The sequence below is a fragment of the Streptomyces sp. NPDC050147 genome (genome assembly GCF_040660195.1).
Taxonomy (GTDB): Bacteria; Actinomycetota; Actinomycetes; order Streptomycetales; family Streptomycetaceae; genus Streptomyces.
The window spans coordinates 480,448-504,497 of the sequence record NZ_JBFALJ010000001.1 but is presented as its reverse complement, the minus strand read 5'-3'; the positions used below and the strand labels follow the sequence as shown (position 1 = coordinate 504,497).

The 24,050-nt window shown below is 69.4% G+C and carries 41 protein-coding genes; 3 read left to right on the top strand and 38 right to left on the bottom strand.

What is annotated here, in order from left to right:
• The 26 genes from AB0I94_RS02430 to AB0I94_RS02305 form a co-directional block, all read right to left on the bottom strand.
• A complete protein-coding gene (locus AB0I94_RS02430; RefSeq protein WP_363307497.1) occupies nucleotides 1–2,088 on the bottom strand; it encodes a hypothetical protein in 2,088 nt (695 codons plus the stop codon).
• 230 nt (nucleotides 2,089–2,318) lie between these two features.
• Complete coding sequence (locus tag AB0I94_RS02425) at nucleotides 2,319–2,819, bottom strand: hypothetical protein (protein WP_363307496.1); 501 nt, start codon at nucleotides 2,817–2,819, stop codon at nucleotides 2,319–2,321.
• On the bottom strand, nucleotides 2,819–3,289 hold the full coding sequence (locus tag AB0I94_RS02420; protein ID WP_363307495.1) for a hypothetical protein: 471 nt from the start codon (nucleotides 3,287–3,289) through the stop codon (nucleotides 2,819–2,821). Before AB0I94_RS02420 ends, AB0I94_RS02425 begins: the two co-directional genes overlap by 1 nt.
• A 9-nt stretch (nucleotides 3,290–3,298) precedes the next feature.
• Nucleotides 3,299–3,730 carry a minor capsid protein gene (locus AB0I94_RS02415; protein ID WP_363307494.1) on the bottom strand — a complete coding sequence of 144 codons (432 nt, stop codon included), beginning with the start codon at nucleotides 3,728–3,730 and terminating at the stop codon, nucleotides 3,299–3,301.
• Between the two features lie 58 nt (nucleotides 3,731–3,788).
• Nucleotides 3,789–4,139 carry a hypothetical protein gene (locus AB0I94_RS02410; protein ID WP_363307493.1) on the bottom strand — a complete coding sequence of 117 codons (351 nt, stop codon included), beginning with the start codon at nucleotides 4,137–4,139 and terminating at the stop codon, nucleotides 3,789–3,791.
• Nucleotides 4,136–4,450 (bottom strand): hypothetical protein, encoded by a 315-nt coding sequence (locus AB0I94_RS02405; protein WP_363307492.1) that lies wholly within the window; start codon nucleotides 4,448–4,450, stop codon nucleotides 4,136–4,138. The genes AB0I94_RS02410 and AB0I94_RS02405 overlap by 4 nt, the downstream gene beginning before the upstream one ends.
• Nucleotides 4,447–4,854 (bottom strand): hypothetical protein, encoded by a 408-nt coding sequence (locus AB0I94_RS02400; protein ID WP_363307491.1) that lies wholly within the window; start codon nucleotides 4,852–4,854, stop codon nucleotides 4,447–4,449. The genes AB0I94_RS02405 and AB0I94_RS02400 overlap by 4 nt, the downstream gene beginning before the upstream one ends.
• A 10-nt stretch (nucleotides 4,855–4,864) precedes the next feature.
• Nucleotides 4,865–5,374 (bottom strand): hypothetical protein, encoded by a 510-nt coding sequence (locus AB0I94_RS02395; RefSeq protein WP_363307490.1) that lies wholly within the window; start codon nucleotides 5,372–5,374, stop codon nucleotides 4,865–4,867.
• Nucleotides 5,374–5,898, bottom strand: coding sequence for a hypothetical protein (locus AB0I94_RS02390; protein WP_363307489.1), 525 nt, complete (start codon nucleotides 5,896–5,898; stop codon nucleotides 5,374–5,376). The genes AB0I94_RS02395 and AB0I94_RS02390 overlap by 1 nt, the downstream gene beginning before the upstream one ends.
• Nucleotides 5,899–5,901: 3 nt before the next feature.
• Nucleotides 5,902–6,066 carry a hypothetical protein gene (locus AB0I94_RS02385; RefSeq protein ID WP_363307488.1) on the bottom strand — a complete coding sequence of 55 codons (165 nt, stop codon included), beginning with the start codon at nucleotides 6,064–6,066 and terminating at the stop codon, nucleotides 5,902–5,904.
• Complete coding sequence (locus tag AB0I94_RS02380; RefSeq protein ID WP_363307487.1) at nucleotides 6,066–7,070, bottom strand: major capsid protein; 1,005 nt, start codon at nucleotides 7,068–7,070, stop codon at nucleotides 6,066–6,068. The genes AB0I94_RS02385 and AB0I94_RS02380 overlap by 1 nt, the downstream gene beginning before the upstream one ends.
• Before the next feature lie 16 nt (nucleotides 7,071–7,086).
• Nucleotides 7,087–7,887 carry a hypothetical protein gene (locus tag AB0I94_RS02375; protein WP_363307486.1) on the bottom strand — a complete coding sequence of 267 codons (801 nt, stop codon included), beginning with the start codon at nucleotides 7,885–7,887 and terminating at the stop codon, nucleotides 7,087–7,089.
• 48 nt (nucleotides 7,888–7,935) lie between these two features.
• Complete coding sequence (locus tag AB0I94_RS02370) at nucleotides 7,936–9,075, bottom strand: phage minor capsid protein (protein ID WP_363307485.1); 1,140 nt, start codon at nucleotides 9,073–9,075, stop codon at nucleotides 7,936–7,938.
• Entirely contained in the window at nucleotides 9,075–10,595 is a 1,521-nt protein-coding gene (locus tag AB0I94_RS02365) for a phage portal protein (protein WP_363307484.1), read from the bottom strand. The genes AB0I94_RS02370 and AB0I94_RS02365 overlap by 1 nt, the downstream gene beginning before the upstream one ends.
• Nucleotides 10,595–10,789: a hypothetical protein gene (locus AB0I94_RS02360; RefSeq protein ID WP_363307483.1), complete on the bottom strand. Its 195-nt coding sequence runs from the start codon at nucleotides 10,787–10,789 to the stop codon at nucleotides 10,595–10,597. Before AB0I94_RS02360 ends, AB0I94_RS02365 begins: the two co-directional genes overlap by 1 nt.
• Entirely contained in the window at nucleotides 10,789–12,072 is a 1,284-nt protein-coding gene (locus AB0I94_RS02355) for a PBSX family phage terminase large subunit (RefSeq protein WP_363307482.1), read from the bottom strand. Before AB0I94_RS02355 ends, AB0I94_RS02360 begins: the two co-directional genes overlap by 1 nt.
• Nucleotides 12,062–12,607 carry a helix-turn-helix domain-containing protein gene (locus AB0I94_RS02350; RefSeq protein ID WP_363307481.1) on the bottom strand — a complete coding sequence of 182 codons (546 nt, stop codon included), beginning with the start codon at nucleotides 12,605–12,607 and terminating at the stop codon, nucleotides 12,062–12,064. Before AB0I94_RS02350 ends, AB0I94_RS02355 begins: the two co-directional genes overlap by 11 nt.
• Nucleotides 12,608–12,672: 65 nt before the next feature.
• On the bottom strand, nucleotides 12,673–13,062 hold the full coding sequence (locus AB0I94_RS02345) for a PASTA domain-containing protein (protein ID WP_363307480.1): 390 nt from the start codon (nucleotides 13,060–13,062) through the stop codon (nucleotides 12,673–12,675).
• Between the two features lie 183 nt (nucleotides 13,063–13,245).
• Nucleotides 13,246–13,557: a hypothetical protein gene (locus tag AB0I94_RS02340; protein WP_363307479.1), complete on the bottom strand. Its 312-nt coding sequence runs from the start codon at nucleotides 13,555–13,557 to the stop codon at nucleotides 13,246–13,248.
• Nucleotides 13,558–13,671: 114 nt separating this feature from the next.
• Nucleotides 13,672–13,812, bottom strand: a complete 141-nt coding sequence (locus AB0I94_RS02335; RefSeq protein WP_363307478.1) for a hypothetical protein — start codon at nucleotides 13,810–13,812, stop codon at nucleotides 13,672–13,674.
• A 78-nt stretch (nucleotides 13,813–13,890) separates the two neighbouring features.
• Nucleotides 13,891–14,529: a hypothetical protein gene (locus AB0I94_RS02330; RefSeq protein WP_363307477.1), complete on the bottom strand. Its 639-nt coding sequence runs from the start codon at nucleotides 14,527–14,529 to the stop codon at nucleotides 13,891–13,893.
• On the bottom strand, nucleotides 14,526–15,080 hold the full coding sequence (locus AB0I94_RS02325; RefSeq protein ID WP_363307476.1) for a hypothetical protein: 555 nt from the start codon (nucleotides 15,078–15,080) through the stop codon (nucleotides 14,526–14,528). Before AB0I94_RS02325 ends, AB0I94_RS02330 begins: the two co-directional genes overlap by 4 nt.
• Before the next feature lie 7 nt (nucleotides 15,081–15,087).
• Complete coding sequence (locus AB0I94_RS02320; RefSeq protein ID WP_363307475.1) at nucleotides 15,088–15,255, bottom strand: hypothetical protein; 168 nt, start codon at nucleotides 15,253–15,255, stop codon at nucleotides 15,088–15,090.
• Nucleotides 15,255–16,103, bottom strand: coding sequence for a protein transporter Sec31 (locus tag AB0I94_RS02315; RefSeq protein WP_363307474.1), 849 nt, complete (start codon nucleotides 16,101–16,103; stop codon nucleotides 15,255–15,257). The genes AB0I94_RS02320 and AB0I94_RS02315 overlap by 1 nt, the downstream gene beginning before the upstream one ends.
• Before the next feature lie 415 nt (nucleotides 16,104–16,518).
• A complete protein-coding gene (locus AB0I94_RS02310) occupies nucleotides 16,519–16,686 on the bottom strand; it encodes a hypothetical protein (protein ID WP_363307473.1) in 168 nt (55 codons plus the stop codon).
• Nucleotides 16,686–16,997: a hypothetical protein gene (locus AB0I94_RS02305; RefSeq protein WP_363307472.1), complete on the bottom strand. Its 312-nt coding sequence runs from the start codon at nucleotides 16,995–16,997 to the stop codon at nucleotides 16,686–16,688. Before AB0I94_RS02305 ends, AB0I94_RS02310 begins: the two co-directional genes overlap by 1 nt.
• Before the next feature lie 199 nt (nucleotides 16,998–17,196).
• Between AB0I94_RS02305 and AB0I94_RS02300 the strand changes: the two genes are divergently transcribed.
• Nucleotides 17,197–17,490 carry a hypothetical protein gene (locus AB0I94_RS02300; RefSeq protein WP_363307471.1) on the top strand — a complete coding sequence of 98 codons (294 nt, stop codon included), beginning with the start codon at nucleotides 17,197–17,199 and terminating at the stop codon, nucleotides 17,488–17,490.
• 148 nt (nucleotides 17,491–17,638) lie between these two features.
• A complete protein-coding gene (locus AB0I94_RS02295; protein WP_363307470.1) occupies nucleotides 17,639–18,112 on the top strand; it encodes a hypothetical protein in 474 nt (157 codons plus the stop codon).
• A 153-nt stretch (nucleotides 18,113–18,265) separates the two neighbouring features.
• Here the strand turns inward: AB0I94_RS02295 and AB0I94_RS02290 are convergent, their stop codons facing one another.
• Nucleotides 18,266–18,499 (bottom strand): hypothetical protein, encoded by a 234-nt coding sequence (locus AB0I94_RS02290; protein WP_363307469.1) that lies wholly within the window; start codon nucleotides 18,497–18,499, stop codon nucleotides 18,266–18,268.
• Nucleotides 18,500–18,561: 62 nt separating this feature from the next.
• On the opposite strand from AB0I94_RS02290, the gene AB0I94_RS02285 reads away from it, so the two are divergent.
• Nucleotides 18,562–18,903, top strand: coding sequence for a DUF6233 domain-containing protein (locus AB0I94_RS02285; RefSeq protein WP_363307468.1), 342 nt, complete (start codon nucleotides 18,562–18,564; stop codon nucleotides 18,901–18,903).
• 87 nt (nucleotides 18,904–18,990) lie between these two features.
• Here AB0I94_RS02285 and AB0I94_RS02280 read toward each other — a convergent pair whose 3' ends face one another.
• From AB0I94_RS02280 to AB0I94_RS02230, 11 genes are all read right to left on the bottom strand, one after another.
• Nucleotides 18,991–19,149 carry a hypothetical protein gene (locus AB0I94_RS02280; RefSeq protein ID WP_363307467.1) on the bottom strand — a complete coding sequence of 53 codons (159 nt, stop codon included), beginning with the start codon at nucleotides 19,147–19,149 and terminating at the stop codon, nucleotides 18,991–18,993.
• Nucleotides 19,150–19,263: 114 nt separating this feature from the next.
• Complete coding sequence (locus tag AB0I94_RS02275; RefSeq protein ID WP_363307466.1) at nucleotides 19,264–19,983, bottom strand: hypothetical protein; 720 nt, start codon at nucleotides 19,981–19,983, stop codon at nucleotides 19,264–19,266.
• A 94-nt stretch (nucleotides 19,984–20,077) separates the two neighbouring features.
• Entirely contained in the window at nucleotides 20,078–20,398 is a 321-nt protein-coding gene (locus AB0I94_RS02270) for a hypothetical protein (RefSeq protein ID WP_363307465.1), read from the bottom strand.
• A gap of 2 nt (nucleotides 20,399–20,400) precedes the next feature.
• Complete coding sequence (locus tag AB0I94_RS02265) at nucleotides 20,401–20,715, bottom strand: hypothetical protein (protein ID WP_363307464.1); 315 nt, start codon at nucleotides 20,713–20,715, stop codon at nucleotides 20,401–20,403.
• Nucleotides 20,712–21,452: a hypothetical protein gene (locus AB0I94_RS02260; protein ID WP_363307463.1), complete on the bottom strand. Its 741-nt coding sequence runs from the start codon at nucleotides 21,450–21,452 to the stop codon at nucleotides 20,712–20,714. Before AB0I94_RS02260 ends, AB0I94_RS02265 begins: the two co-directional genes overlap by 4 nt.
• Complete coding sequence (locus AB0I94_RS02255) at nucleotides 21,449–21,775, bottom strand: hypothetical protein (protein ID WP_363307462.1); 327 nt, start codon at nucleotides 21,773–21,775, stop codon at nucleotides 21,449–21,451. The genes AB0I94_RS02260 and AB0I94_RS02255 overlap by 4 nt, the downstream gene beginning before the upstream one ends.
• Nucleotides 21,772–21,957, bottom strand: a complete 186-nt coding sequence (locus AB0I94_RS02250) for a hypothetical protein (RefSeq protein ID WP_363307461.1) — start codon at nucleotides 21,955–21,957, stop codon at nucleotides 21,772–21,774. The genes AB0I94_RS02255 and AB0I94_RS02250 overlap by 4 nt, the downstream gene beginning before the upstream one ends.
• The gene (locus AB0I94_RS02245) at nucleotides 21,954–22,154 is read right to left on the bottom strand and encodes a hypothetical protein (protein WP_363307460.1); all 201 of its coding nucleotides are present in this window, start codon (nucleotides 22,152–22,154) and stop codon (nucleotides 21,954–21,956) included. The genes AB0I94_RS02250 and AB0I94_RS02245 overlap by 4 nt, the downstream gene beginning before the upstream one ends.
• A 97-nt stretch (nucleotides 22,155–22,251) precedes the next feature.
• Nucleotides 22,252–22,422 (bottom strand): hypothetical protein, encoded by a 171-nt coding sequence (locus AB0I94_RS02240; RefSeq protein ID WP_363307459.1) that lies wholly within the window; start codon nucleotides 22,420–22,422, stop codon nucleotides 22,252–22,254.
• 77 nt (nucleotides 22,423–22,499) lie between these two features.
• Nucleotides 22,500–22,898 (bottom strand): hypothetical protein, encoded by a 399-nt coding sequence (locus AB0I94_RS02235; RefSeq protein ID WP_363307458.1) that lies wholly within the window; start codon nucleotides 22,896–22,898, stop codon nucleotides 22,500–22,502.
• Nucleotides 22,899–23,187: 289 nt separating this feature from the next.
• A complete protein-coding gene (locus tag AB0I94_RS02230; protein WP_363307457.1) occupies nucleotides 23,188–23,979 on the bottom strand; it encodes a hypothetical protein in 792 nt (263 codons plus the stop codon).
• Between the last annotated feature and the right edge of the window lie 71 nt (nucleotides 23,980–24,050).

The window sequence follows — 24,050 nt, the reverse complement described above, 5'->3', positions numbered from 1 at the left end:
TCACCTCCCCAGTACGAATTGGACGTTGCCGCCGCGCGCGCCTATGGAGTCGCGAAGCGTGCCGATGATGAGGTCACCGAGGGCGCTGCCGTCCGAGCCGACCTCGACGACCTGCGGCGTCCTCGCCCGCATACCGCCGGCCGCCCCTACACCGGCCGCGCCCGCAGCCATCGCCATCGACGCGGACGGGGTGGGCGTGGAGACGAGGTTCGCCATGGCCGTGTCGAGTACACCGGCATTGCGGGTGACGCCCTGCGCGATGCCTGCGGGGATCCACCGGCCGACCTGGTCCGCCATGAGGCGAGACGGCGAGGAGATGCCCAGGGCACTCGCGATCGGGCCGGGGATCATGGACTTCGCGAACGAGATCAACTGATTCTTTAGCCAGCTACCCATGGCCTTGATGCCGTTCCACAGGCCGCGGATCACGTCGCGCCCCTTGGAGACCAGCAGACCGGACAGCGAGCCGATCGCCCGCGAGATCCGGCCCGGCATGCCGCGCACCCAGGAGACGAAGGAGGAGGCCCTCGACACAGCGGCCTGCCGGAAGGCATTGAATCCAGCCGAAGCGGCGTTGCGCAGGGAGCCCGCGAGGCCGGCCAAAGCCGATCCGGCCTTACCCGGCAGACCACGCAGCCAGGAGACGAGCGAGTTGAACTGGCGGATCGCTGCGTTCTTCGCCCCGCCGAACCAGCCGCTGATCATGCCGGGGAGGCCTGCGAACCAGTTGAGGGCGGTCTTGATGCCTGCGACGGCAACATCGGTGGCCGCCTTGATGAAGTTCCAGGCCGCTGACCAGGCCGTTTGGAACCAGGTGGTTTTGGTCGCGATCAGCACGATGATCGCGATGAGTGCCACGATCGCTGCGATGATCCAGAACACCGGGCTCGCGAACATGCTGGCGTTCAGCTGCCACTGAGTCGCTGTCCAGATCCGGTTTCGCGCGGCGACGATGGCCTGAGCGATCGCCCACGTCTTCATGGCGATGGTGACCGTACCGATGACCGCAGCGAGCGCGGTCAGTACGGGGGTGGGGGTAGCGCTGATGATGCTGGCAAGCCACGTAGCGAGCTGCGCCGTCAGGCCGATCAGCGGTGCAAGCGCGACGAGGAGGTCAACCCCAGCAGACGCCAGGGTGCCAAGCGCAGCGCCGCCCTCTCGTGCCGTCTCCAGGAACTGTGCGAAGCCCTCGGAATCTGGAAGCGAAGAGCCCCAGTTGGCGAAGGCCTCCGACATCTGGACCAGGCCGCCGGTCACCCCGTCCGACACAGGCAGGAACGCCTGAAGAAGCCCGGCGAACCCGATCGCCAAGTTCTTGATCACCGCGAGGAAGTTGGCGAGAGCGGGCCCGGCCGCCGAGGACATATCGGCCGCCCACTCCTTGAACCCCGCGCTCTTGACCCCGACGGCAACCTCGTCGAGGAAGCCACCGATGGCGCCAGCCGCGGCCTGCACGAACGGCGTCAACGTCGGGAGCAAGTCCCGCAGGATCCCGATGCCCTTGGTGAACAGCGGCATCGTCGTGCCGGACATCTCGTCCGACCAAGCCCGGTAATCGCTCTTCAGGCCGATGAACGCGCGCGCCGTCGCCTGCGTCGCGGGCGGCAGCTCGGCGAGCGCGTCCTTGTACGCCTTCTGCTTCTCGGCCGCGTCCTCCGCCCCCGCGGCCACAGCCTTCTGCGCGTCCTCAGCGAGCTTGGAGACCTCTGCGACGGCCTCCATCTGCGGGCCCGCGGCGAGGCTGAACGCCTTAACCGCCAGCCCAGCGGCAGCAGCGCCCGCGGCGAGACCACCAAGCGCCGTAGCCGCCGCTGCCACCACGGGCAGCCCCGCACCGATACCGGCCACCGCCGGCGCCACCTTGCGCAGCGCGGACACTGCCGCACGAGCACCGCGCCCGATCCCGTGGGACAGGCTGCGGCCCATGGCGTCGCCGTCACGGATGAACCTGCCGTTGAGGTCACGCAGTTGGCCGTTGACGTCGCGGGTGAGCCCGCGCATGCGCAGCTCGGCACGGCCAAGGGCCCGCGTGAACGGGGCGTCGTCCGCGCGCAAACCTGCGACCAAATCGCCGAGGTTGAGGGCCATGGGTGCACCCCCTCGGGGAGATCACGGTCGGGGAGTTCGCCGTGCCTTGGGCTCAGGCGGCGCGAAACGCCTGCTCAGCCGCGACTCGGCGGAGAGCAGGCCGAGAATCCGCGTCCTGAGCCACCGCCAGGAGCGGGCACGCATGAGGCCCGGCTCAGAAAGATCGACGCCGTACACCTCGTGGAGATCGGCCTCGATCAGTGGCCACTCGTCGAGGAGGCCCGCCCACGTCAGGTCTTGGCGGCCTTGCGGGCGCGGCTGGTAGCCCGCGGGGTGCTCGTACCACTCGTGGAGCCCCGTCGCGGGGTCGACTTCGCCGCAGCCGATGAGGCCGCCCGGCGTGCCGCCCGATTCGGGGCCAGTTGAGAAGGGTCGCCGTCCGCGTTCCAGTACTGCTCGGCCGTATCGATGCCCACCGTGATCCACAAAACGGCGGTCATCGCGGCGTGCTTGAACCGAGGCCAGTCCAGATTGCTGAACAGGTCGTCATAGGCCGAGCCGAGGGCAGTTCGGTACAGGTCCAGCTCGGCGGCGTCATCCAGGACTTCGGCGTCCATCGGGGTGCCATCGGTAGCCATCCGGGCGCCGGACTCCACCAGGGACTGCACACGCAGCCCGTCCTCGGCGGAGCAAGCGGGGATGTGGAAGGTGCGGACAGTGCCGTCCTTGCACTTGATCGGGAGGTCGAGGGAGTCGCCGAGGAACTCGTCCAGGACCTTGAAGCCGCCCATCAGGGGCTCACCGGGTTCGTGATCGGCGTGAGCGGCCCGGTGCCGGTGAACGTCACCTGCACCTGGTCCAAGTCGCGAGCTTCGCCGCCCTGCGGCTCCCAGTTCGGCAGACCGTAGCCCTCGTATGCCTCCGGGAGCCCGTTGCGGTCGAAGAACCGCAAGGGCACCTTGCTCTCCTCGCCGTAAGCGAAGAACGCAGTCCTGATCTTTTCGTGCACCACGCTGTACGCGGTACTGTCCGGGGTGGCCTTACGGTTGAAAGTCACCTCAACCTCCCAGTCTTGGCCGGTTTTGGTGTTTTCGCCCCATCCGTCGGTGTCGTACGAGGTGTCGTCCTCGTGGTTCGGCTCGGCCGTCCACTGGAATTCCGTGACGGCGGGGCAGAGCTGCCAGTCCGGCACCCCCGCGGTGCCCATGTTGATCTCCAGGCGCCAGCGGCGCGCAAGAGCGGTCTCAGTCGGCGTCGACATGACGGCCTCCTATTCGTTGACGTGGGCGCTCGGTCGAGACGAGCGGGCGTAGTAGTTGCTGGTCAGCTCTTCGCGGCCGTGCTCGTCCTGGCCCATCGGGGCCTGCGACTGCCGCCAGATCAGCGAGAGCCGGACACCGCCGAGGAGCGTGTTCTCGCGCATGTGCAGGAGGTCGCGGACGGCGTCGGCCATGTCGAGGACCTCGTTCGGGTCCGGGCCCGCCCGCATGCGGATCTGGAGGCCGTCGGTGACGTCGGTCTGGCCGGTGTCCTCGACCGGGTACGGCGTGATCGCGAATGCCCGGGCGGGAGCCTCGGGTAGGCGGTGCAGGAAGACCCCGGTCTCGCCGTCCGTCACCACCCCGGCGGGCCGGTACACGCCGAGCCCTTCGGCGGCGAACAGCTCAGCGAGGCCGTTGATGATCGAGCTGGTGTGACCCACGGCGGCCTCCGGACATGCGAAAACCCCCGCACGGGGCGGGAGTTCGGTCGGATGAAGGTCAGCCGCGGAAGAAGCGGCGCAGCGTCACGGCCATGAGTTGGAGCATGACCTCACGCTCCGAGTTCATCGCCGACTCCAGGTACTTCGCCTGGCGTCCGGGCAAGTGTTTCCAGGTCAGCTCTTCGTGCTGACGGACCGCGTACACCGTGTCGTAGCTGATCGCGCCGTTCAGCCCGTCCACGTCGACTCGGCCAGAGCGTTCGAGGGTGCCCTCCTCCAGCGGTACGCGCTCGTTGGAGACTTTCAGGCCGTGCTCCAGGGCGCGTTGGAGGCCTTCAGATGCCAGGCGCCGGCCGCGAGAAGTCCATAGCCGGGTTCCCTGCCAGTTCATGCGCGCGTACTGCGTCACTGAAGCTGCACCTCCAGATGATCAGGCGTGGGCAGCTTGGCGCCGTCCTGCCGCACGGCCGCGATCACTGTCGTGCGCCTGCCGTCCGGGAGGTGCACGCGGCTCTTCGCGGGCGCCACGGTCTCCAGCGGTGCCCGGAACGTCGAGGACGAGGTGACCTCCTCGCCCGCCGCGTTGCGGACGAGCCGTGTCGTCTGTTCCAGCAGGCCCCGCACCTCGGCAGCTGGGCCGTACAGCGGGCCCGTGGAGGAGTTGCCGAGAAACGGCTCCACCGTCACCGTGTGCTGTTGCAGGAACCGCGGGAACCTCATGACGTCCACACCACCTGGCACAGCCCCAGCTCGGCCAGGATCTCGGCGGCCTCTGCGGTCAGTTCGGTGTCCTCGGCGGTCGCCGTGGGCGCGGACTGCCGGGAGAAGCTGAGCCCTCCAGCGGAGATCGATGTCCACGGGCTCGCCGCGGGATCGTCGCTCTCTCCGGCAGCTGCCGCGTCCCGCTTGGCCCACTCGGCGACCTGCGCTGAGGTGGCGTCACGGAACGCGGCCCGGACGTCCGTATCGGACGGGTAGCCCGTCGTGTCGGTGTCGTACAACGCTGCCTTGGTGGCCGCCGACACGAGCCGTGAGGCCCTCGCCAGCAGCCGGTCGGCACCGGCCGGAGCGGGCTGCCCGGTGTACGCCTCGTACTCCGCGGCGGTGGCGAAGACTCTGCCCACCGGGCACCTCCTATGCGCTCGCGCCGATCACGATGACGTCGTACGTGACGGGGGTGCCTGCACCGGAGTTGGTGACCTTCAGCTGGTCGCCGGTGCCTGCGGTGACGGTGTACGCCGTGGGGTCCTGGTCCCCGGCCATGACGCCGAGGCTGGCTCCGGGGCGCAGCGCCACCGTGCCCGTGGTGTTGAGGAGTGTCGCCCACGGGTTCGCCCCGGCGGCGCCGATGACCACGTTGTTCGTGTTCGGCACCGCCGCGGAGATGAACAGGCCTTTGATCCGTACGAAGGTGAGGGATGCCCCGAACGCGTCCGTGAGCGCTCCCGCGAGGTCGAGATCCTCGGTTGCGGACGCGGCCAGTGTGCGCCGGTCGTGGAACACCCGGTCGGCCTTGCCCGCGGTGGTGCCGTTGAGGAGGCTGACAGCTCGTCGGAAGATCAGCGGATCGGACGTCGTGGTCAGGTCCAGTGCCTTGGTCTGCGTGACCGTGGCGGCCATGGACAGGGACGCGGATACGCCCATCAGGCGTCACCGCCGCCCGAGTACCGCTCGGCGAGCTGGTCGCGGGTGGCGCTCTCGGCGTCCTCCCGCGGCATGCCCTGCGCGACCGCGTACTCCACCCACGTCGCCTTGGACGCGGACTTGCCGGGCGGGTCCGGGTTGACGTCGGTGGCCGGTACGACGCCGTCCCCGTCGGGGTCCTCGACGACGGGCGGTGCGCCGATCCCCGGTGCCACGACGAGCGGGCCGTGCGGGTTGGCCTTGCCCGCGTTGGAGGGCGGGACGTCGCCCGGCCGCGGGTCGACCGCGGCGTCCCTCAGAGGCGCCGTGTCGCCCACGTCCGTGACGAACCGCGGGTCGGGGACCTCCGTAATGCGCGCGGCGGGCGGGGTGTCGACGTACGTCTTGCCGTCGACCGTGTACCCGGCGCCCTGGCAGTAGGAGATGACGGCCTGGCTGTCGGTCTCGGCGACGCCGTCCTCGAAGTGGATGCCGCCGGGGCCGGTGCCGGTGAAGTGCGGGTCGGGGCTTTCGATGCGTGCCATGGATCAGATCTCCTCGTCCTTGGTGACCTTGACGAGGCGTCCGGTGTCCACGCCGTGCTTCTCCAGTTCGGCGAGGACCGCGCGAACGCCGTCGGGGTCGAGGTTGTCGCCGGACTGGACGAGCAGGTCAGCCAGCTCGTCCGCGGTGGCGAAGGTGCGCCGCTGCATCAGGCGCTCTTGATGTTCCGGAAGACGCCCGCAGCCTTGGTCGCCTTCAGGACGACCGCCAGCGGGCCCATCTCGACCTCACCGGTCTTGACGGCGCCCGCGCGGTTGAAGTCGGGCAGCCACGTGTCGACGAGGTCGCCAACGATCGAGGCGCCGTGGAAGCCATCCAGGCCGTAGCGGACGGCGTACAGGTCACCGAGGTTGGTGATGTTGCCGCCCGCGCCGCCCGCGTCGGCGTCCCGTGTGACGAGGCCGATTACGTCGGTGTTGCTGCCCGCCTTGGACTTGAGGTCGACCAGGTCGACGCCGTTGTAACGCATGATCGGGCGGCCGAAAGCGTCCTCCGACTTCTCGTACTGGTCAGTCCAGACCGCGAGGCTCTTGAAGAGCGCCAGGGTCTTGCGGTTGCCGTAGATGACGTCTGGCGTTTCGTCGAGGGTGGCCAGCCAGGAGTCGACGTGACGCATCGCGGCGAGCGCGGTGGCCTTGTCGGCCACGGTGGTCCAGTCGACGTAGCCAGTGGCGACGCCGTTGGCGAGCGGCAGGTATTCGGTGGTCGTGCCGGTGAGGATCTTCGACAGGCCATCGAAGCCGTTCGCGTCGACCGCAGTGTCACCGTTGATCACCGCGTCAGCGAACTTCGCCCGCGCGGCCTTGATCTTCTGCGACATGTTCAGCGCGACCGCACCGGACGCCGCAGCGCCCAGACGCGCGACGACACGGTCCACCTGGAACGCGCCACCGAGCGGCTTGAGGTCCACGGTGTAGCGCTGCGTGGTGACCTCGGTCGGCGTGTACTCGGAGTTGATCGCACGGAAGTCGGCGGACACCTGCGTGATCAGGCGCCGGTACCCGTACGTCAGGGTGTCGCCGCCGGTGGGGGAGACAACGTCATCGAACGTCAGGCGGTTCAGGATGTCGGACGACTTCGCGAACTCGTCGATCACCTGCACATCGACATCGTCCTGCGCGTTGTTCTTCGCCTCCGCAAGGGTGACGGGCATGGAGTGCTCCTAGGGGTCAGCCGCCGAGCTTGGCGGCGATGGCGTCGTGCAGAGAGGTGGGGCGCTTCGTGGTGCCGGGCCCGCCGGCGAAGTCGCCCCCGCCCCGCCGCGGCACCTGGCCCGTGCGGAGCTGCTGATTGTTCTCGACGGCGTCCTTGATGGCGTCGTCGAGCTTGGTGGTGAAGTCGGCTGCCGAGGGATCCAGCCCCTTGACGGACTCCATGAAGCTGACCGAGTCGCGCAGCGCGCTCGCGTTGGCGTTGTGCTTGTCGGCCTGGTCGATGATGGCGAGTTGGACCGTCAGGCCTCGGGTGGTGCTCTCCAGCTCGCCGATGCGGGTGGTCTGGGTGGTGATGGTGCGGGTCAGCTCGGCGGGGTCGGCGGGCTTGTCGTCCTTGACGAGGCCGAGGGCCTTGCCGATCTCCTGCGCGAGTTCCTGGCGGGCCTCCTGTGCGGCGTTCGCCTTCGCGGTGGTGCGGGACTTGCCCGCTTCCTCGCGCGCATCGCGGATGACCTTCGCTACGGGCTCGGGCAGGGACTCGACCTTGCCGTCCCACTGGAAGCTGTCCCATGGGTTCGATCCGCCCTCGCCGGACTGCTGTCCGACCTGGCCAGAGCCCCCAGTCCCGGACGCTGAGGCGCCTTGTCCGGCCGCGCCGGATTCACCGGCCCCGGCCTGTCCGCTGCCTGAACCGGCGGCGCCTTCGCCCTCGCCGCTGCCACCCGCGATTGCGTAGACGGGCCTTCCGGCCACGAAGCCGAGAACCGTGCCTGCCGCGTGCGTGGCGAGCGGATGCCGAAAAGGGGTGCGGTGCATGAGCCCTCCAGGGGCGCATCGGGCCCGCGCCTGGCGGGCCATGGGTGGTCAGCGCGCTGAGCTGATCTGCTCGCGCGCCGGTTTCCGCTTCAGGTCGTCGTGTGCGGCCACGTGTTCGCGGGCGGCGGCCTGCCACTTCCGTACGTAGGACCCGGCCCGCTTGCGGGTCGCGTCGTCCATGGCGGTGGCCTGGCGGCGCTTCCACGCGCGGATGTGTCGCTCGATGTCGCGCTGCCGCTGGGTGTCCTCGTACGTCGTGCCGGGCGTCGCATGATGCGGCGGGCGCGTGCTCACGCCTGGCAGGTACGCGGCCAAGCTGTGGCGGCAGTTGGGATGGAAGAGACCACGTGCGCGCGCCTCGACGAGGGACCCGGCGACGTGCACCGCGACCGTACGGGTCGGAGCGAGCAGCTGCGTCGGCTGGATCGCGTGCTCGGCGCGGATCGTGTGCGGACCTGACTGCGGCCCCAGCGTGAGGACTTCGCCCTCCCACTGGCGACACAGCGGGCACTCCAGCGGCGCATCCGAGACGATCACCAAGCCCACCCGGATTTCCGCGAGAGCGTCGATGTGGCCCTCGATCGCGGCCCGCGCGGTGACGGAGCGGACTGCCATCTCCGCATAGCTGGCCATCTCCCAGGAGCGGCCGGCGGAGTCGACGAAGCCGGTGACGCCCCGCTGAGCGAACTGGTCGAGGGCCCGCTGGCTGGCTTGCCTGCGGGTCAGGCCGCCGAGGAGCACGGAGGTCGTGGCGCGGGAGACGACCGACCGGTAGGTGTCCAGGACCGCGCGGGTGATCCGTATGTACAGCGGGCGGGTGTCCTCGGCGTACGAGGCGGCCAGCCGGTCCACTGAGGGGGCATTCGGCAGCACGCGTCGGGCATGTAGCTCACGGCCGATGTCCAGTGCGCCGACCTCGGCCACCGCGGCTTGTCGGCCGCGCCCGTACGCCTCGGCGAGCGCGGCAGCTACGGCCCCGTTCGCGTCGGTCTGGAGAGCGTTGGCGATCTCCTCGACGGCCTGGCGCAGGTCGCCGATGCTGCGGAGCTTGATCTCCGCCCACAGAGGGGAGTCGATGCCCTGCTCAAGTGCGGCCCTCAGCTTGTCGAGGAGCGCCAACTCGGCGTCTTCGTAAAGCATGGTGACCGCGCGGGCGAGATCCTCGGCCATGGCCGGGGAGACGGGCATCAGTCTGCCTCCTCGTCACCGCCCTGGCCGAAGCCGGGGGCGCCGGGCCCTTCGGCGCCGGTCATCGTCGGGTCGGCGACCAGCTGGCCGGTCTCCTTCAGGATCCGGTCGGTCTCCTCGCGGACGGCCGTGTCGTCCAGATCGGGGCTCCGCATCCGCACCTTCGCTTCGGTGCTGATGGCCTGCCCACGGGCGAGGAGTTCGATGGTCTCCGCCGTCGACTTGGGGTCCTCACTGACGGAGTCCCCAAACTCGATCTTGGGGCGTTCCGGGGTCACCTTGGAGAACCCGAGTTGCCGGTCCAACAACAGCTGGACCTCCAGCATGTTCGCCAGCTCGGGCGCCCAGTAACGGGCCTTCTTGTCCCGAGTGATCATGCTTTTACGCTCGCGCGCCACAACCTCCGTAGCAGTGACCGCAGCGTCCCCGTCCATCCCGAACGACTGCGCCGAATACCCAGCCAGCTTCACGGCCTGCCGGACGATGGCCTCCGCTGTCCGCTGGTGCTCGTCCACGCGAATCAGGAACTGGTTCTCGGTGATGCCTTCACCCGAGGTCGGCGAGGCGTTGACGGCCTGCCAGACCTCCCGGTCCAGGTCGAACGAGGCGCCCAGACCCGGCCCCTCGCCAGTCAGGTACCCGTTCGGGACGATCAGGCGGGCCTTGGCCAGCCGAATGTCCCTCATCCACGACGTCCACGTTTCATCGAGCGCGTGGAACATGCCGTGCACGCCCTGGAAGTCCGAGCGGCCGAGGTTCGACCGCCGGTCCTGCCGGTCCGGGCCCATGTTGCGGACGTACGCAGCGGTAAGCCGGTCGATGCCCGTCAGGATCGTCTGGCCATCGCCGTCCGGGGTCAGGGAGTCGACCAGGTCCGCGGTCTCCGGGTGCTCCGTGAGGGGCACCGGGCGGCCCACGTTCGTTGACGTGCCCTCATACAGGGCGTGCCGGATCGCCCCGATCTCGTGCAACTCCAGGTGGCGCAGGACCCGGACGCCGTCGGCGGACACCTCACGCCAGAACGTGACCGACTTGAGGATGCCCATCTGCCACTCGGGGACGGCCGTGTCGGCGTGGTGCGTGGTGAGCAGCGCCCGCTTGGCCAGGTCAGCGTTCCAGGTCACGCGCAGGTACGCGCCGCGCAGTGCGGCGGATACCTCCCCGGCCTCAAGGAGCGTGTTCGCCAGCCCGCCGGCCTCGGCCAGTTCGTCGAGCCGCGCCTGTGTCTCCTTCGTCTCGACGGTCAGCGTCGGGGGCTCGGAAAACAGCAAGTCCGCGCTGGTGGTGGCGATGTCGGCGGCCAACGGCACGTGCAACGAGTGGTCGGGGGTGTCGAGTCGGCGGGGCCGCTCCCAGAACCGCAGGCGCCGGCCTGTGCTCGTGGTCTCGGTGTTGGGCTGGTGCGCCTTGCGGATGCGGTCTCGGTCACCGGAGTACCAGGCGTCATCCATGGCCATGGTGGCGAGGGGCTTGACCATCTGCGGTGGCGGCCAGGCGGAATCTGTCTCAGGCAGGGGCATTACGTGGTCTCCCCGTCCTCTTCGTCGCTCGGCTTCTCCAGGTGGTCAGCGGCGGCGCGCAGGAACCCGACCATCTCTCGCCGGAAGGCGCGTTCGTCCATGCGGCCATCTGCCACTGGGACCCGCAGGCTTCCCCAGCACGCCTCCGTGTCGCCCGCGCGGACGTGGACAGACAGCTTGATCTCGGCGGCCATCAGGCGGCCTCCTTGTAGTCGATCAGGCCGCGCCACTCGTGCGCGGTGGAGTGGAGGGCGTACCGCAGGGCGTCCGCGCTGTGATCGTCGATCTTCAGCGGCTTATCCTCACCGCGTTCGGCGGCCTTCTCGTCCCAGGCGTAGCCGGGGAGTTCGCCGAGAAGCCCGTCACAGGAGCGGTGGATGCGCAGCAGGCCGGAGCCGAGGGCCACGCCCACGGACCGGATGCCGTCGAGGACGTCGTTCACGGCAGGCGTGATCCCGGGGACGCGTTCGGTCCACAACTGGTTCATGAAAGAGGCGGCGGACGGGTCTACGAAGATCCATTCCGGTCGTACGCCACGCGCCGCACCCTGCTCTCCCGGTCGGCGGACGTTCGCGAGCCACTGGCGAACGTCGTGCGAATACTGGGCGTCCGTCAGCTGACGATGCGCAGCCGCGCTGTCGTGCCGGTACTCGGACACGGCGTACAGGTGGTCATCCTCGCCCTGCCCGATCAGCACCGCGGAGAACGGGTTGACCGTGCCGTAGTCGATGCCCACAGCGGTCCAGCGCCGCATGTACGGCAGGATGTCGACGACGTGGCGGTTCTCGTCGAACATGTCGTACACGGACCCGGAAGCCAGGCACCACTCGCCGAGGATGAACCGCCGGTACCAGAGCCCGATGTACTGCGCTTTCAGGCGGGCCACGAACCCAGGGTCCAGGGCCGGATTGTCGTCCAGGGTGAAGTGCCAGTTCGTCAGCCCCACCTCGGCGCCGCGGAGGATGAAGTCCTTACGCAGCCAGTGGAACGGCCCGTCCGGGTTGGTCGTGGCCAGGAGCCTGGACTCCGCACCGACGCGCAGACGGGACAGCAGCATCATCCAGAAGCTGTGCGGGACCAGGGTCGCCTCGTCCACGTAAGCCAGGGCGATCGTCGCGCCGCGGATGCGGCCTTCCGCTCGGGCGTCGCTTGCGCCAACCAGGTGGACCGTACGGCCGAGGATCACGGCTGTGGTCGAGCCGGTCGTGTGGTGCACATGCTTGGCCAAGGGGCCGAAGAGGTGCTGCGACTGGAGCGGATCGAGGAGGTTCCTCTCGATCGTTTGCAGCGTCCGGCCCACGATGACGATCAGCCCGTGGTCGGGGGCCACCGTCAGCCGGATCAGGAAGGCCAGCAGACTCGCGATCGTCTTACCGGACGACACCGCCCCCGACCACAGGGCCAGGGGCGTGTCTTGGGACTCCACGATCGAAGTGATCTGCCGGGGGGACAGGGGCAGCGGGACGTCACGGAGCATCACCGTCCCCCTCGCTCGCGGGCTCCTGCGTCTGCTGCTCGCGGTACACGCTGGCAAGGCCGGTTAGGAGCTGGCCGACCATCGAGCGGGCCTGCTCGGCTCCTCCGTCCTCTGACGGCGGGACCAGGCGTAGTGACTGGGCGGCAGCTGCGGTGGCTGCGGTGATGAGCTGCCTTTTGTCGGAGGCCGGCGGCTCGTCGACCTGCTTCTCCTCGTACGTGTTGTCCTTGCCGCCGAAGTTGTAGATGGTGGCGGGCTGCCAGAGCTGAGCGGACAGTCGGAGCGCGTCGTCGGTGAGGGCGTCGGCGAGGATGGCCCGCTTCTCCGCGAGCTGGGCCACACGGGCGCGGGTGGCGTCCTCGGTCATCGTGGTGTCGAAGGTGAGGTGCAGCTCGGCGGCGATGACGCTGATGGTGCGGGGCGAGCGGTTGAGGCGGCGGGCGATCTCGTTGCGGCCGAGGCTCTGTGCGTGCAGCTCGCGGACAGCCTCGCGGTCCTCGTCGGTGACCGGGCGTTGTCCCTTGATGAGCCCCATGGCCACCTCCGGGCGTGCGAAGGCCCGACCACACAGGTGCGGTCGGGCCGGTCAGCAGATGTGGGTCAGCACTCCTCGTCGATCTTCACCGTGGAGAACTCGACTTTGGTTTCTACGGGGTGCTTGCCCGCTTCCGGAGTCTGTGAGCAGACCTTCCAGTTCCGGTCGAAGGCCTGCATGCGGCCGGCGCCTGTGGCGTCCTCCGACGTGAGGAGGAAGAACCCTGCGCCCTGCGCCTCGTCTTGCGCGGCCTGGAGGCCCTTGCCGCTCATGTCCGGGAGCGTTGCTGTCTCCGCGTCCGCGTCCGCGCCTGTGTCCGTGTCGGCGGCGGGGCTGTCGTCCGTCTGGCTCGTATCCGGGGACTTCGTGCCGGGGTCGGTGTCCTCGGCGGCGCATCCGGTGAGTGCGAGTAGTGCGGCGGCGGCGAGTGTGGTGATGGTGGTGCGTGTGCGCATGGTCCCCCCTGGGATGTTGTGCGTGAGGGGCATCCTGCGGCATGTGGACACGGCGTGAACGGGGAGTCGCGATCCTGTGACATAAGGAAGGCCCGCGCGTTGGCGGGCCTGTTGTTTCCGGGCATGCCGGATCTGCGGCTCAGTGTGGGACATGATCGGCCGGAACGCAACTACGGGCGTCGCTTAGTCGTCGAGCGAGTCCTCCAGCATTCTGTTCTTGTCGAACTTCCCCTCGTCGTCCAGCCAGCCGAGGTCATCCATCGTCTTGTTCATGGCCAAGGCCATGTAGTCGTCCCGGTCGACGTCTTCACACCCGGGGATCGTGTCGCCCTCGGCGACGGGATTGGCGTCGAAGTCGTAGGCGGCGACGGCCTTCTCGCAGCGCTTGAGTTCGTCTGCGTACGTGGGCCGGATGATCCACCAGGCTGTGACGGCGACTGATGCGACGGTGACGAGGGCGGCGATGATGATGTGGCTTCTCTTGAAGCGGCGCATGGTTCCCCCCATGTGTGAGGTCCGGAGCGTAGCGGTGTGGGGTGCCAGCGGGTGCGGGAACGGCGAAGCCCCGCCGCGTCGGGGGGTTGGCGCGTCGGGGCCCGTCTCAGAGTGTCAGTTCTTCGGCGTTCCGGGGATTGGCTTCTCCTCGTCCTTCACCCAGCCGCCCCGCGAGCCGCGGTAGTCGGTGGCGTGATCCTCGGAGTCGGGGACGCGCTCGGGGTCGCGGGTCGGGAAGTCCTTGGGCAGTGGCATGGTGGTGGTCCTGTCTCGTGTGATCGGGATGGGAAACCGGGGCGGCCGTCAGCTGCCAGGCGGGGGCCGCCCCGGGGTTTAGTGGTCGCCGGTCTTGTGGCGACGGTGCGCGTCGGCTGGATCGTGGATGATCGTGAACCCCTCTTGGCGATCCACCCGAAGCGCGTTGTTGGTGTTGGTGTTGGCGTCCTGACCTGGGCCAACAACGCCAACAGGGGCCCCTTCTGAGGTGGGGGAGGGGGACGGAAGGTCGTTGCGGTGGACGCCGGGCCCGTTGCCCGCCCGTGTGCGCACACCTGGACGCCACGGCACGCGGGCCTCGTCGAGGAGCAGCTTTACGGCCTTCGTGTCGGGCACCTCCAGCTCGTCCCGCAGCGCGGTCAGGAGCACGCTGCTGCGGTCGGCCCCGGCGAGCTCCTCAAGGGCTGCGACGACGTCATGCCAGTCGGGCTCGGCCTCGTCGTACGGCTCGGTCTCCTCGTCGGCGGCCTCGGCACGCCCGGCCTGATGCGTGATGAGCAACCCGAGGGCGAGCGCCACCCACATCAGCCAGCGGTGAAGCGCCAGCGCGGACACCGCGACGGAGAGCAGGAGACCGAGGATCACCCAGCGTGCCAGCGCCTCGCGCCACTCCCCCGGCCAACAGAGCGGGCCAACACCGCGCAGGATGCGGCGGGTTCCGTGGACGATGTGGTCAGCGGTCTGTAGTGCGATCACTGGACGCCTCCCGAGTACCAGCCGCCGAGCAGGTTGACGGCGCTGGCGAGGGGCACGGCCATGGTTCCGGCGATGCCTGCGGCCATGCCGAGGAAGATTCCGGCGAGCACGCCAGCGATGTTCTGGAGGCGCGGTAGCCGCTTGCCCCACAGGTGGGAGCCGATGACGAGGGCGGTCCAGATGGCGAAGACCGCGTATCCGCCTGCCGTGAGGATCATCGCGTTGGGGCGGGTGACGGTGGGGGAGTCGCCGCCGATGCCGTAGACGAGGTAGGCGTAGCCGATGCCGTTGCCTCCCCACAGGCCGAGGCGGGTGATGATGCCCATTGCGCTCAGGCCTGGGGAGGCGAGAACGGCGATCATGCCGTAGCAGAGGGACAGTACGAAGGGCAGGAGTGTGGTCCAGGAGCGGCCTCCCCCGCCGTCGTCGCCTTTCTTGCCCCCGCCGCCGCTCTTTTTCCACCAGCGTTGGATGGTGAGGGCGACGATGATCGTGCCGAGGGTGGGGCAGCCGAGGGTGACGATGGGCTGCGTCAGGATCGCGTTGTCCACGGGGTCCTCAGAGGGTGAAGAGCGCGGCCACGGCGACCACGGAGACGGTGACGATGGCGATGGTGCGCACCGCGGGCAGGACGTAGCGGGCGTGGTCGCGCTGGGGTGCGAGGGCGATCAGTCCGAGGGCGGCGAGGATCGCGAGCATCGGGAAGACGATCAGGGCGAGGATCATCACGCGCCCTTCCGGACTTCGCGGAGGGTGCGCTCGACGGACGACTCCTTGGCGTTGGCGTCTGCGACCTGCCGGACATAGCGGAGGACCGCATCCGGAGCGATGACGCCGCAGGAGACAGCCATCCGGACGGCATCCGCGATGGTCATCGGGCCGGACATGGGCAGTGCCGGGATCCCCTCCGGGGACTCCTCCTCGTCCTCCGGAGGCTCCGGAGCCTCATCCGGGAACATCCGGAGGGCGTTCTCCTCGGCGTCCACCAGGCCGCGCGCACGGGTCAGTTCACGGTTGATCGCGACCATGGCGAGCTCACCGCCGGCCTCCGCGCGCTGCTTGTCGACCCACTGCTGGGTCTTGTCATCCAGCGGCTTGGCGTGGTGGCGCAGGACGATGGTCCACAGCGCCTTGACGATGCCGGAGACCACGGCGCCGATGATCCCGATTGCTTCTTGTCCGGCGAGCCAGCCGTGCGCGCCGACCGCGATCATCGCCACGGCGAGTGCCCCGTGCCCCATGTTGCGGGGCAGCTTGGCGCGCTTCGGGTCGTAGCGGGCGAGCCACTCGACGGCCATGCACAGGATCCACGCAAGGTCGAAGGCGACCGCGGCGGCGTACGCAGCGGGCGCGATGGTGACGCGGGCGAGGAGATCGCCGATGGAGGCGGTGGACCAGACGACCGCGACGGCGACGAGGAGTCCGGCCGCCGCGGTGACCGCGTTCAGGATGAGGCGGTCCCAGTCGCGGGGCGGTACGGGTACCTCGACTTCGTACCGGTCGAGGACCATCTCGGTCTTGCCGTTCACGGTGTGCGGTACGAGGCGAGTGCGCTGGATGGGGCGGGTCTTCACGGGAGGTTCCTCCGTGACCGTGGGTCAGAGGGCGGCGAGGCAGAGCGTGTAGGCGCCGGCGGTGCGGACGTGCGTGGTCTCGGGTACGTCGTGGCAGTCGCCGGTGCGGGTGTGGAGTGAGGCGGCGACGCGCAGCGCCCCGGTCGTGCATGGGGTGCGGTCGGCGGTCGTGGTGACGCAGCTGCCTGCGGGCCAGGGATGACGGCTCGCGCGCGGGGGCTCGGGTGCGGGGGCTCGGGTGCGCCCTGCGGGGAAGGGGCGGGCACGGCCTCAGGCACAGGGTGCGCTGGTGCTGCTGCGGCGGCGTCGGTGCCTGTCCACCACTCCTGGTTGAACCGGTCGTAGGCGACGGCGGCGGCGACCGCGGGCCCGCTGAGTGTCAGCAGGACCGCGGTCACCATGCGGGCGAGGCGCCTCACGAGCGTCCGCCGCTCGTGCCGTGCTGCCCGTCCTGCGCGGCGCCGTACACCAAGCCGAACTGCGTGTCGGCTTCGCCGCTCTGGTCGCGGTCCGCGTAGTCGGCGGCGCAGGCCTCGGGGGTGGCGGGCTCGTCGACGAGCGGGTTGCCGGTGGGCTCGCTCATTACAGGCCCTTCGCGGCGGCGTGGAGGCGGAGCGCGTACTCGCCCCGCGTGATGCCCTCATCCATGGGCGGCAGCGAGAGGACAGCGGTGGCGGCGGCGCGATTGGCGACGGCCTCGGGCACGCCGCGCAGCGTGCTGATCGTGCTGGCACACAGGGCGCGGGACCAGTCGATGCCGGTCAGCTGGTCGGTGGGGGCGTGAGCGGCGAGGTGGCCAGCCACGGCGAGCAAGAGCTGTTCGGCGAGGGTCGGCCGGGTCAGCGCCTGGTGAAGGGCTTCATCCGCTTGGTGACGATCGATAAGCTCGGGCATTGCCTGCCCTTTCGCGAGAGTCAGGGTGGGCGGCCCCGGCCCATATGGCGTGCTACCGCCGGACCGGGGCCTTGTGCGTTGCAGGGAAACCGGGTGCGGTCTCCACGGCTCAGCACGTTAGACCCTAGGGTCTAGCCCGTGCAAGACCCTAGGGTCTAAAGTCGGCGTGGTCGCGCTCCACGGCACGGAGGGAGCGTCAGTGGACGAGCAGGTCGAGGAGGTGCGTCGACTCTTGGAAGCCATCGAGCGCCTGGAGCGAATGCAGGACGACGAGGCGTGTGCCAAGGCGGTTACGCAGGTGCTCGACACCTGGCCGGACCATCACGCACGCCTGCGGGAGCTGCGGCAGCAGCGGGTGCAGCGGCTGCGGGAGGCCGGGAAGACGTGGCAGGAGATCGGCGATCTGCTCGGGGTGCACTTCACGCGGGCGCAGCAGATCGCGAAGGGGATGCGCGGCACGAAGCGACCGAAGAAGAGCGATCCGGAGGCGTAGCGGTGGATGATCTCGTGCAGTGGTACGGCGAGCAGCTCGGGGAGTCACTGCGACCTTCCTCACGGGCGGAGTGTGGCCGTCGCGGAGGAGGCACGGCGCCGCAGATGCCCAGTCCGCCTGATGTGTCCCTGACGGTACGGTCGCGACCATGATCACTCAGATAGTGACGCTGGCCGGCGTACTGGTCGGTGCCCTGACGTCGTACCTGTCCGTCACCATGGCCGAACGTTCTAGGCACCGACGCACGATGGCAACCCGTTGGGACGAGCGAAAGCTCAACACGTACGTCGAGTACGCCGCATGCGTGAAGGAAGTAGCTGACGCCTCGAAACACTCTCGGATGGCGGAGGAAGGCTCAGACGCCCACAAGGAGTCCATAGCCGCGATGGAAGAAGCCGAGCTCCGGCGCTCGGCGCTCTTCGAAGCGCTGCTGCTGCTGGCAGATCCTCCTGCTATAGAGGCGGCCCATGAGGTCAACGTGGTCCTGTGGGACATGGTGAAGAAGGCGCGTACCCACGAACCCCTACCTATCGTCGGCAACCTCCACATGCGCCTGAACACGTACCACGAGCGAGCCCGAGAAGACCTGGGCATCAACAAGGATGCGTGGCGGGTGCTCTGAAGCCGTCGGGCGGTGCCGTGTCCCGCGCGTGCTGTCCTACGGGCACAATGGTCCGCTGAAGCCGGGGCTGGCCAGCCGCGCCACGAGGTCGAGATGGCCGCGAAGAAGGCCGTACGGCATGCCGATGGGGGCCCGGTCGAGTAGCGGGCGCAGCTACTCGGCGCGCATGGCGACGGTGAACAGGAGTTCCCGCGGGTCGAGCTCGGACGCGTCCGGCAAGGGGACGTCGTGCCCGTTCAGGCAGGTGAGCGTCACGGGGACGGTGTCGTCGCCGAGGTCACCGCGGATCTGGTGCGAGTGGGTGGCGCGGCAGGTTGGGCAGTTCACGGTGGCGTAGTCGACGCCGTAGGTGATCGCTCCGTGAATGGTGATCTCGACATCTGCCATGGGGCGATCCTCTCGCGGGTGCGATCGCGACGGTAGACCGCCACCCGACTAGACTCGAACGTATGTCCGATCAGCCTGCGCCGTCCCGACTGGAGAAGCTCCGCATCGTCGAGGCCTTCCTCCGCCACCAGCTCGGCCAGGTCGAGCGGTGGATCGCCGAGGCCGAGCGCCGCGAGGCCGAACGCCGCCGCGGAGAGCAGGCCCGACCGCCGGCCCCGGACTGGCAGATAGAGCAGGGCCTCGACGGACGCGCCGCGGTGTACGTCCACGTCGGCGGCTGCCACATGGCGGGCAAGCGGTCGAAGGGCGTCACGCGCGAGCAGGCGTGGCGCGGGCTCACGACTGACCAGATCGAGCCGTGCCCGCACTGCCGACCCGACACCGAGCTCGGTGTGCTGGAGTAGGTCGACGTCCTCGCTGATCGTGCAGGACCAGGGGGCCACCCTCGACGGCCCGCCGCACCCAGCTGGGGACGGCGGGCCGCGTGCTGTCTAGTCCTCGTCGCGGAGGTTTCCGCCGCTCAGCATGATCCGGCTCGGGCTCCTCATGCCGCGACGCTGACGGCGCATCTCCGCCGCCAGCTCCGGGAACCTCCGCAGCAGCGATCTGCGCAAACTGTCTGCGAGCTTTTGCAGCTCAGCCTCGGCCATGCCGCCATCACCTCGCCTTCAGTTCCTTGATGCGCCGCTTCAAAGAGCCCTGCCGCATATCGCGGATACCGAGCATCCAGCGGACTGCGTAGCGGATACGGAGCCAGGCCAGCGTCATGCCGCGATCACTCCGCCCTCGCTCCAGATCTGCCCGCACCCGGTGCAGTGGGCGAGGGGGACCCGTCCTTCCCCGCCGTGTATGTCGATCTTCCCGCCGCACTTCACGCAGGCCCGTTCGAGGGTGCGGCGCTGCGCGGCGATGTCGAGGGCCCGCTCCACACGCTCGGCCGCGCCGGCCGCGGCGGTCCCGATCAGTTCCCGCTGAAGCACGGTCAGCCGCTGGAACGGGCCCGGTCGGTCCTCGATCCGGGCCAACAGCCATAGGGCCGTGTACGGGGCGGGGCGGCGTCGGCCGGTCCACCTCCAACGGCGTGGGTCTATCGCGTCGGCGCGAGCGAGGCGGTTGCGGCGCTCGCGGTCGGCGGCTGGCCAAGTGGCCGGGGCGGGGTGCATGGGCGGGCGCTGGGTGCTGCTGGCGATCTGGTCGGCGGTGTCGTGGAGGGCGGCCTCGATGGTGCGCATGGTGTCGAGGATGTGGAGGCGGACCGGGGCAGGGCGCTCGCCGAGCTGGTCGGAGGAACGTTCCAGCGAGCGGAGGTGGGCGGCCTGGTGGCGGTCGTACTCCAGCTGGTCGGCGTCGGCCTGGTCGAGGGCGGCGAGGTAGCCGCGGAGGCCGAGGCCGAATGCGCCGTGCTGGACGGGTTGGCCGGCGGCCTGGTGCAGGTCTGCCCAGTGCAGGGCGATGGTGCGGAGGTGGGTGGCGGTGGTGGTCATGGTGCGCTCCGTGTGCTCGGTGGGGCGTATCGTGATCAACACCTGTTGGGGCGTCCTGGTCTGGGGAGACTGTGAGGGCGCCCCTTCGTCATGCTCAGGCGGTAGCGAGCCGTTCGGCTGTGGCGGCCTCGGTGATCGGCTCATCGGGGTAGCCGCATCGCTTGTTGTCGAAGTCCCAGAAGGCTCCGGGCATCTGACAGTCCGGGCCGATGCGATGGGAGTCGACGAACACGTACCGGGCGCGGGCCTCGTCCATGTGCGCGTCGCAGGCGAGTCCGTTCTCCAGAGCGGCGTCCCATGCGATGTGCCATGTGGCGTCGGCCTGGCAGTCGGTGGCTGGGACATCGCCGGGTGAGTGGCCGCATTTCCGGCCGCGGAGCCGGACGTCGCGGCCGAGCGGGGCGAACGGGTCCATGGTCAGTGCCTCCTTGTCGGGGGTCCGTACGGCGATTGCCAGGCAGGCCGGTCCGGGCGGCGGGCGGGTTTGCCGTCGTCCTCGACGAGCCCCGCCTCGCGCATCGTCTGGAATGCGCGGCCGAGCTCTTCCATGACCGGCCGGATCGCCTCCGCGTAGGCGTGCATGAGGTCGGTCATGGCGTTCTGGACTTCGCGGATGCGGTCGGCGAGGGCGCGGGCGTGCTCCGGCTCGTCGTAGATCACGATGTTCGTGATGCCGTGGAGGGGCTGCCACTCGCCGTTGTCGTCGAGGAGCTCGACGCGGGTGGGCTTCACGGCTGTGCCTTGGTCTGGCCGGTGGGCGGGAGGATCGCTTCGTGCAGCTCGACGAGCCGGGCATCCCACCAGCGGGACATCGAGACGCCGAGCGGCGGCCCCCCGGCTTTGACCCACTGCTCGTACAGGGCGATGACGCGGGTGGTCTTCTCGGGCTCGCTGGCTGTGTGGCACGTACACGTCTCGTCGCGGCACGCGTTGATCGCGCTGAAGTCGTAGAACGCGTTGTGCATCAAGGTGAGGCGGCGCCGCCCTGCGTGCACGGTGAGGCGTGCGGGCTTCTCGATGCGGAGTCCTTCGATGGTGATCTCGTCGTCTGCGACGGTGATCTTGGGGCCTTCGAGGCGGATGACCGCGTCGATCGCCGCGAACCCCACGGGCTGGCAGCACTCGCCATCGCAGCTGGGTACGGCACTGCACGGTGCGCCTTCAGGCTCGGTCGCTTCGGTCGCTGCCGGGCCGGGCTGCTCGTCGAGGGTGGCGAGGAGAGCGGTCGCGGCTGGGTGCGGCTCGCCGGACCTCATGGCGTCCTGCCACGAGGCGGCGAGAACGCGAACCCGCTCGATGACGGCCTCGGCCCTGTCTCCGCGCTGCTGCCACGCGTACCGCTCCTCGGCCATCTCCTGCCGTTGCGCGAGGAGTCGGCGGCTGGCCTTCGCCTCGGTCTCCAACCGGGCGTACAGGGCGTCGAGGTCGTCGTCGGTGATGGTGTCGGCGGTCTTTCTGGGCCCGCTCACGCTGCGCTCCTGCGGGTCTGGTTCGGACAGGTCGGGTCGTGGTCGGTGGCGAGCGACGTCCACCACCGCTCGCAGCACGCGGTGTTGATCTCCTCGGCGTGGACACGGAGGCGGGCCAGGCGCTCGGCGCGGACCGCGACGGCACGGCGCTCGTCGGCCAGCTCGTACTCGCGGAACATGGCGATCACAGGCAGGAGCGAGGCCGCGGCGAACAGCCATACTTCCCACGTGGCGCCGTTGCGGGCGGACTGCACGGCGCAGTAGGCCAGCCAGAGGAAGGCGCCGCCTTGGAGGCTGCAGAGGGTGCGGGCGAAGCGGCTCATAGGAAGCTCCCGGTGAGCGAGATGGTGCGGATGACCTTCCTGCGGGCGGTGAGACCTTGGCCCCAGAGGTCGGAGCCCAGCTCGTGGCTGCGGTAGCGCTGGCGGCGGGGCGTGAGCGTGCAGCGGCAGATGTGCGTCGGGGTGTTGGCAGGGATGAAGTGCCCGCGCGTACAGCGCCTCACGGGGTCACCTGGATTTCGGTGAGCGGCACACCGGCGGTGAGCTGGGTGTGCAGCTCGCGCAGCCGGGCCATGGCACGGCTGTCGCGCAGGTTCAGAGCACTGCGGGAGGGGCCGGGGATCTTGAACCAGCAGGCACGGCAGAGGTATTGCCCAGTGCGACGGGGACGACGGCAGGAGAGGCACGGGAGGGTGGTCAACGGGACCTCCAGGGTTTCCAGGGCGGGAGTTGTGTCCAGTGGGCGAGGGGGAGGCCGGTGATGGCCATGACGAGGACGACGTAGGCGACGACGAGGGTCACGGCTGCTGCGCCTCGTCGGCCATGCGGCGGAACTTCGCCAACGCGGCCTCGTCGTCCTCGTCGAACTCGTCACCGCGCGAGGCCATCTGGTCGGCGGCGAGGTCGAGGGCGAAGGTGAGGAATTGCCGCTCGGAGTCGGCGAGCACGTTGGTCGGGTCGATGGTCATGGTCGTCTCCGGGGTGGTCGTGGTGGACTGGCCGGGTCGGCCGCCGCAGGTTCGGGCCGCGGCGGCCGACGCTGCGGTCAGAGATGGGTGGCGATAGCTCCACTCACGCCCGTCACGAAGGACTCGCGTACGTCAGCGGGCATGTCGGTGGCGAAGGCGAAGTGCACGCGCACGATGGGCTTCTCGTCGCCCTCGATCGACAGGGTGTCCTCGGAGGGCTCCAGGCCATCGGCGCCGAGGTTGATGGCCCACGCGGACACGTCGGCCGCGCCGCTGATCAGGTCATGGATGGCGCGCTGCGCGGTGTCGTAGGTGGCGAGGCTGAAGTCATCCCAGGTCACGCCCCCATCAGGGGTGACCTCGGTGCCGTCCATCTGCTCGCCAACGCCCACATAGTCGGGGTCCTCGGTGAGCGTGGCGTGCTGGCGGGCGGCTTCGGTGCGGAGGTCGTCGTCGGTGTACGGGCGGTCGGTCATGGTGATCTCCGTTGGGTTCGTGTGTGCGCGAGTGCGGGCGGAACCGGATGCCGGGCTCAGGCGGCGTGTGTGTCCGTCTGGCTGGTTTCTCCGCGTCGTGTGAGGCGTTGGTGCCGTCTGGTGCTGCTGAGGCTGTCGTCGTCCTCCCAGTGCCATCTGTGGAGCGCTTCGAGGAGGGTCTGCCGGTGTCGGGTTTGCTCGGTGGCTGTCCACGGCGGTGGTGGTGCGGGTGGTGGCGGGAGTGGGGGCCGTGTGGGGATGTCCTCGCGTAGGGCCCAGTCCTGGAGCGTCATGACGCGTCCCTTTCGGCTCGGCGTTGGCAGGCGGTGTGGATGGTGCGGGTGGGGCGTTTGGGGTCGGGTGCGATGGGGCGTCCGCATTCGGTGCACCGGGTCCACTCGGGGTGGTCTTCCTGGTGATCGATTTCGCCATCGAGGGGGCCCACTACCTGAGGTTGGAAAGCAACCTCGGCCGCGTCATGGGAAGACTCTTGGAACCCCCCTGGGTTATTCGGGCCCCCGTGGCCCGAACCAATCGGGCCCCCGTGGCCCGAACTCCAACGGGCCCCCGTGGCCCGAACTTCATCGGCCGTACCGTCGGTAAGTTCGGGCCCCCGTGGCCCGACCTGAATCGGGCCGCCGTGGCCCGAACTTTCGGAGTCGCCCTCCCACACGGGCGACGCCTTTCCAGTGCCCCGGGAGGTCGCCTTCAGGTGGTCGGCGGCAGCACTCCAGTTGGGCCAGGGCGTCATGATCAGCGTGTACAGCGTTGGCTTCCCGCGGCGGCGCTCGCCCTTGACGCCGGCGACTCCCGCGAGGACCGCGGCGTCGAGGTAGCGGCGTGCGTCCTTCTCTCGTGCGCCCGCGGCCTTGGCGATGTCCTGGATACGGATGGCCTTGTGGTCGCCGTGGAACCTCAGCTCGCCGTTGGCGTTGGCCATGGCGCGCAAGGCGTAGAGCATGGTGAGGAAGCCGCCCTTGAGGGACGCGGGCATGTCGCGCGTCCACTTCCATGCGAGGGCGTTGCCGTACGCGTGCGGCACGCTGCCGCTCGCGCGGGTCTCCTGCTCCTCTGTGCTCAACTTGGGCTCTTTCTCAGTGATGTTGCGGAACCGATACGGCGAGATCCGGGGCCCTGGGGCGGCTGGTCAGG

What these genes read in the sequence shown, in the direction of transcription:
- AB0I94_RS02290 (WP_363307469.1), bottom strand. Translation starts at nt 18,499, where the DNA reads ATGGCAGATGTCGAGATCACCATTCACGGAGCGATCACCTACGGCGTC.
- AB0I94_RS02355 (WP_363307482.1), bottom strand. Translation starts at nt 12,072, where the DNA reads ATGCTCCGTGACGTCCCGCTGCCCCTGTCCCCCCGGCAGATCACTTCG.
- AB0I94_RS02385 (WP_363307488.1), bottom strand. Translation starts at nt 6,066, where the DNA reads ATGCAGCGGCGCACCTTCGCCACCGCGGACGAGCTGGCTGACCTGCTC.
- AB0I94_RS02405 (WP_363307492.1), bottom strand. Translation starts at nt 4,450, where the DNA reads ATGAGGTTCCCGCGGTTCCTGCAACAGCACACGGTGACGGTGGAGCCG.
- AB0I94_RS02380 (WP_363307487.1), bottom strand. Translation starts at nt 7,070, where the DNA reads ATGCCCGTCACCCTTGCGGAGGCGAAGAACAACGCGCAGGACGATGTC.
- AB0I94_RS02395 (WP_363307490.1), bottom strand. Translation starts at nt 5,374, where the DNA reads ATGGGCGTATCCGCGTCCCTGTCCATGGCCGCCACGGTCACGCAGACC.
- AB0I94_RS02255 (WP_363307462.1), bottom strand. Translation starts at nt 21,775, where the DNA reads ATGAGCCGCTTCGCCCGCACCCTCTGCAGCCTCCAAGGCGGCGCCTTC.
- AB0I94_RS02280 (WP_363307467.1), bottom strand. Translation starts at nt 19,149, where the DNA reads ATGGCCGAGGCTGAGCTGCAAAAGCTCGCAGACAGTTTGCGCAGATCG.
- AB0I94_RS02430 (WP_363307497.1), bottom strand. Translation starts at nt 2,088, where the DNA reads ATGGCCCTCAACCTCGGCGATTTGGTCGCAGGTTTGCGCGCGGACGAC.
- AB0I94_RS02295 (WP_363307470.1), top strand. Translation starts at nt 17,639, where the DNA reads ATGATCACTCAGATAGTGACGCTGGCCGGCGTACTGGTCGGTGCCCTG.
- AB0I94_RS02235 (WP_363307458.1), bottom strand. Translation starts at nt 22,898, where the DNA reads ATGACCGACCGCCCGTACACCGACGACGACCTCCGCACCGAAGCCGCC.
- AB0I94_RS02310 (WP_363307473.1), bottom strand. Translation starts at nt 16,686, where the DNA reads ATGAGCGAGCCCACCGGCAACCCGCTCGTCGACGAGCCCGCCACCCCC.
- AB0I94_RS02240 (WP_363307459.1), bottom strand. Translation starts at nt 22,422, where the DNA reads ATGACCATCGACCCGACCAACGTGCTCGCCGACTCCGAGCGGCAATTC.
- AB0I94_RS02360 (WP_363307483.1), bottom strand. Translation starts at nt 10,789, where the DNA reads ATGGCCGCCGAGATCAAGCTGTCTGTCCACGTCCGCGCGGGCGACACG.
- AB0I94_RS02425 (WP_363307496.1), bottom strand. Translation starts at nt 2,819, where the DNA reads ATGGGCGGCTTCAAGGTCCTGGACGAGTTCCTCGGCGACTCCCTCGAC.
- AB0I94_RS02320 (WP_363307475.1), bottom strand. Translation starts at nt 15,255, where the DNA reads ATGATCCTCGCCCTGATCGTCTTCCCGATGCTCGCGATCCTCGCCGCC.
- AB0I94_RS02340 (WP_363307479.1), bottom strand. Translation starts at nt 13,557, where the DNA reads ATGCGCCGCTTCAAGAGAAGCCACATCATCATCGCCGCCCTCGTCACC.
- AB0I94_RS02275 (WP_363307466.1), bottom strand. Translation starts at nt 19,983, where the DNA reads ATGACCACCACCGCCACCCACCTCCGCACCATCGCCCTGCACTGGGCA.
- AB0I94_RS02335 (WP_363307478.1), bottom strand. Translation starts at nt 13,812, where the DNA reads ATGCCACTGCCCAAGGACTTCCCGACCCGCGACCCCGAGCGCGTCCCC.
- AB0I94_RS02365 (WP_363307484.1), bottom strand. Translation starts at nt 10,595, where the DNA reads ATGCCCCTGCCTGAGACAGATTCCGCCTGGCCGCCACCGCAGATGGTC.
- AB0I94_RS02350 (WP_363307481.1), bottom strand. Translation starts at nt 12,607, where the DNA reads ATGGGGCTCATCAAGGGACAACGCCCGGTCACCGACGAGGACCGCGAG.
- AB0I94_RS02390 (WP_363307489.1), bottom strand. Translation starts at nt 5,898, where the DNA reads ATGGCACGCATCGAAAGCCCCGACCCGCACTTCACCGGCACCGGCCCC.
- AB0I94_RS02285 (WP_363307468.1), top strand. Translation starts at nt 18,562, where the DNA reads ATGTCCGATCAGCCTGCGCCGTCCCGACTGGAGAAGCTCCGCATCGTC.
- AB0I94_RS02270 (WP_363307465.1), bottom strand. Translation starts at nt 20,398, where the DNA reads ATGGACCCGTTCGCCCCGCTCGGCCGCGACGTCCGGCTCCGCGGCCGG.
- AB0I94_RS02420 (WP_363307495.1), bottom strand. Translation starts at nt 3,289, where the DNA reads ATGTCGACGCCGACTGAGACCGCTCTTGCGCGCCGCTGGCGCCTGGAG.
- AB0I94_RS02305 (WP_363307472.1), bottom strand. Translation starts at nt 16,997, where the DNA reads ATGCCCGAGCTTATCGATCGTCACCAAGCGGATGAAGCCCTTCACCAG.
- AB0I94_RS02370 (WP_363307485.1), bottom strand. Translation starts at nt 9,075, where the DNA reads ATGCCCGTCTCCCCGGCCATGGCCGAGGATCTCGCCCGCGCGGTCACC.
- AB0I94_RS02375 (WP_363307486.1), bottom strand. Translation starts at nt 7,887, where the DNA reads ATGCACCGCACCCCTTTTCGGCATCCGCTCGCCACGCACGCGGCAGGC.
- AB0I94_RS02345 (WP_363307480.1), bottom strand. Translation starts at nt 13,062, where the DNA reads ATGCGCACACGCACCACCATCACCACACTCGCCGCCGCCGCACTACTC.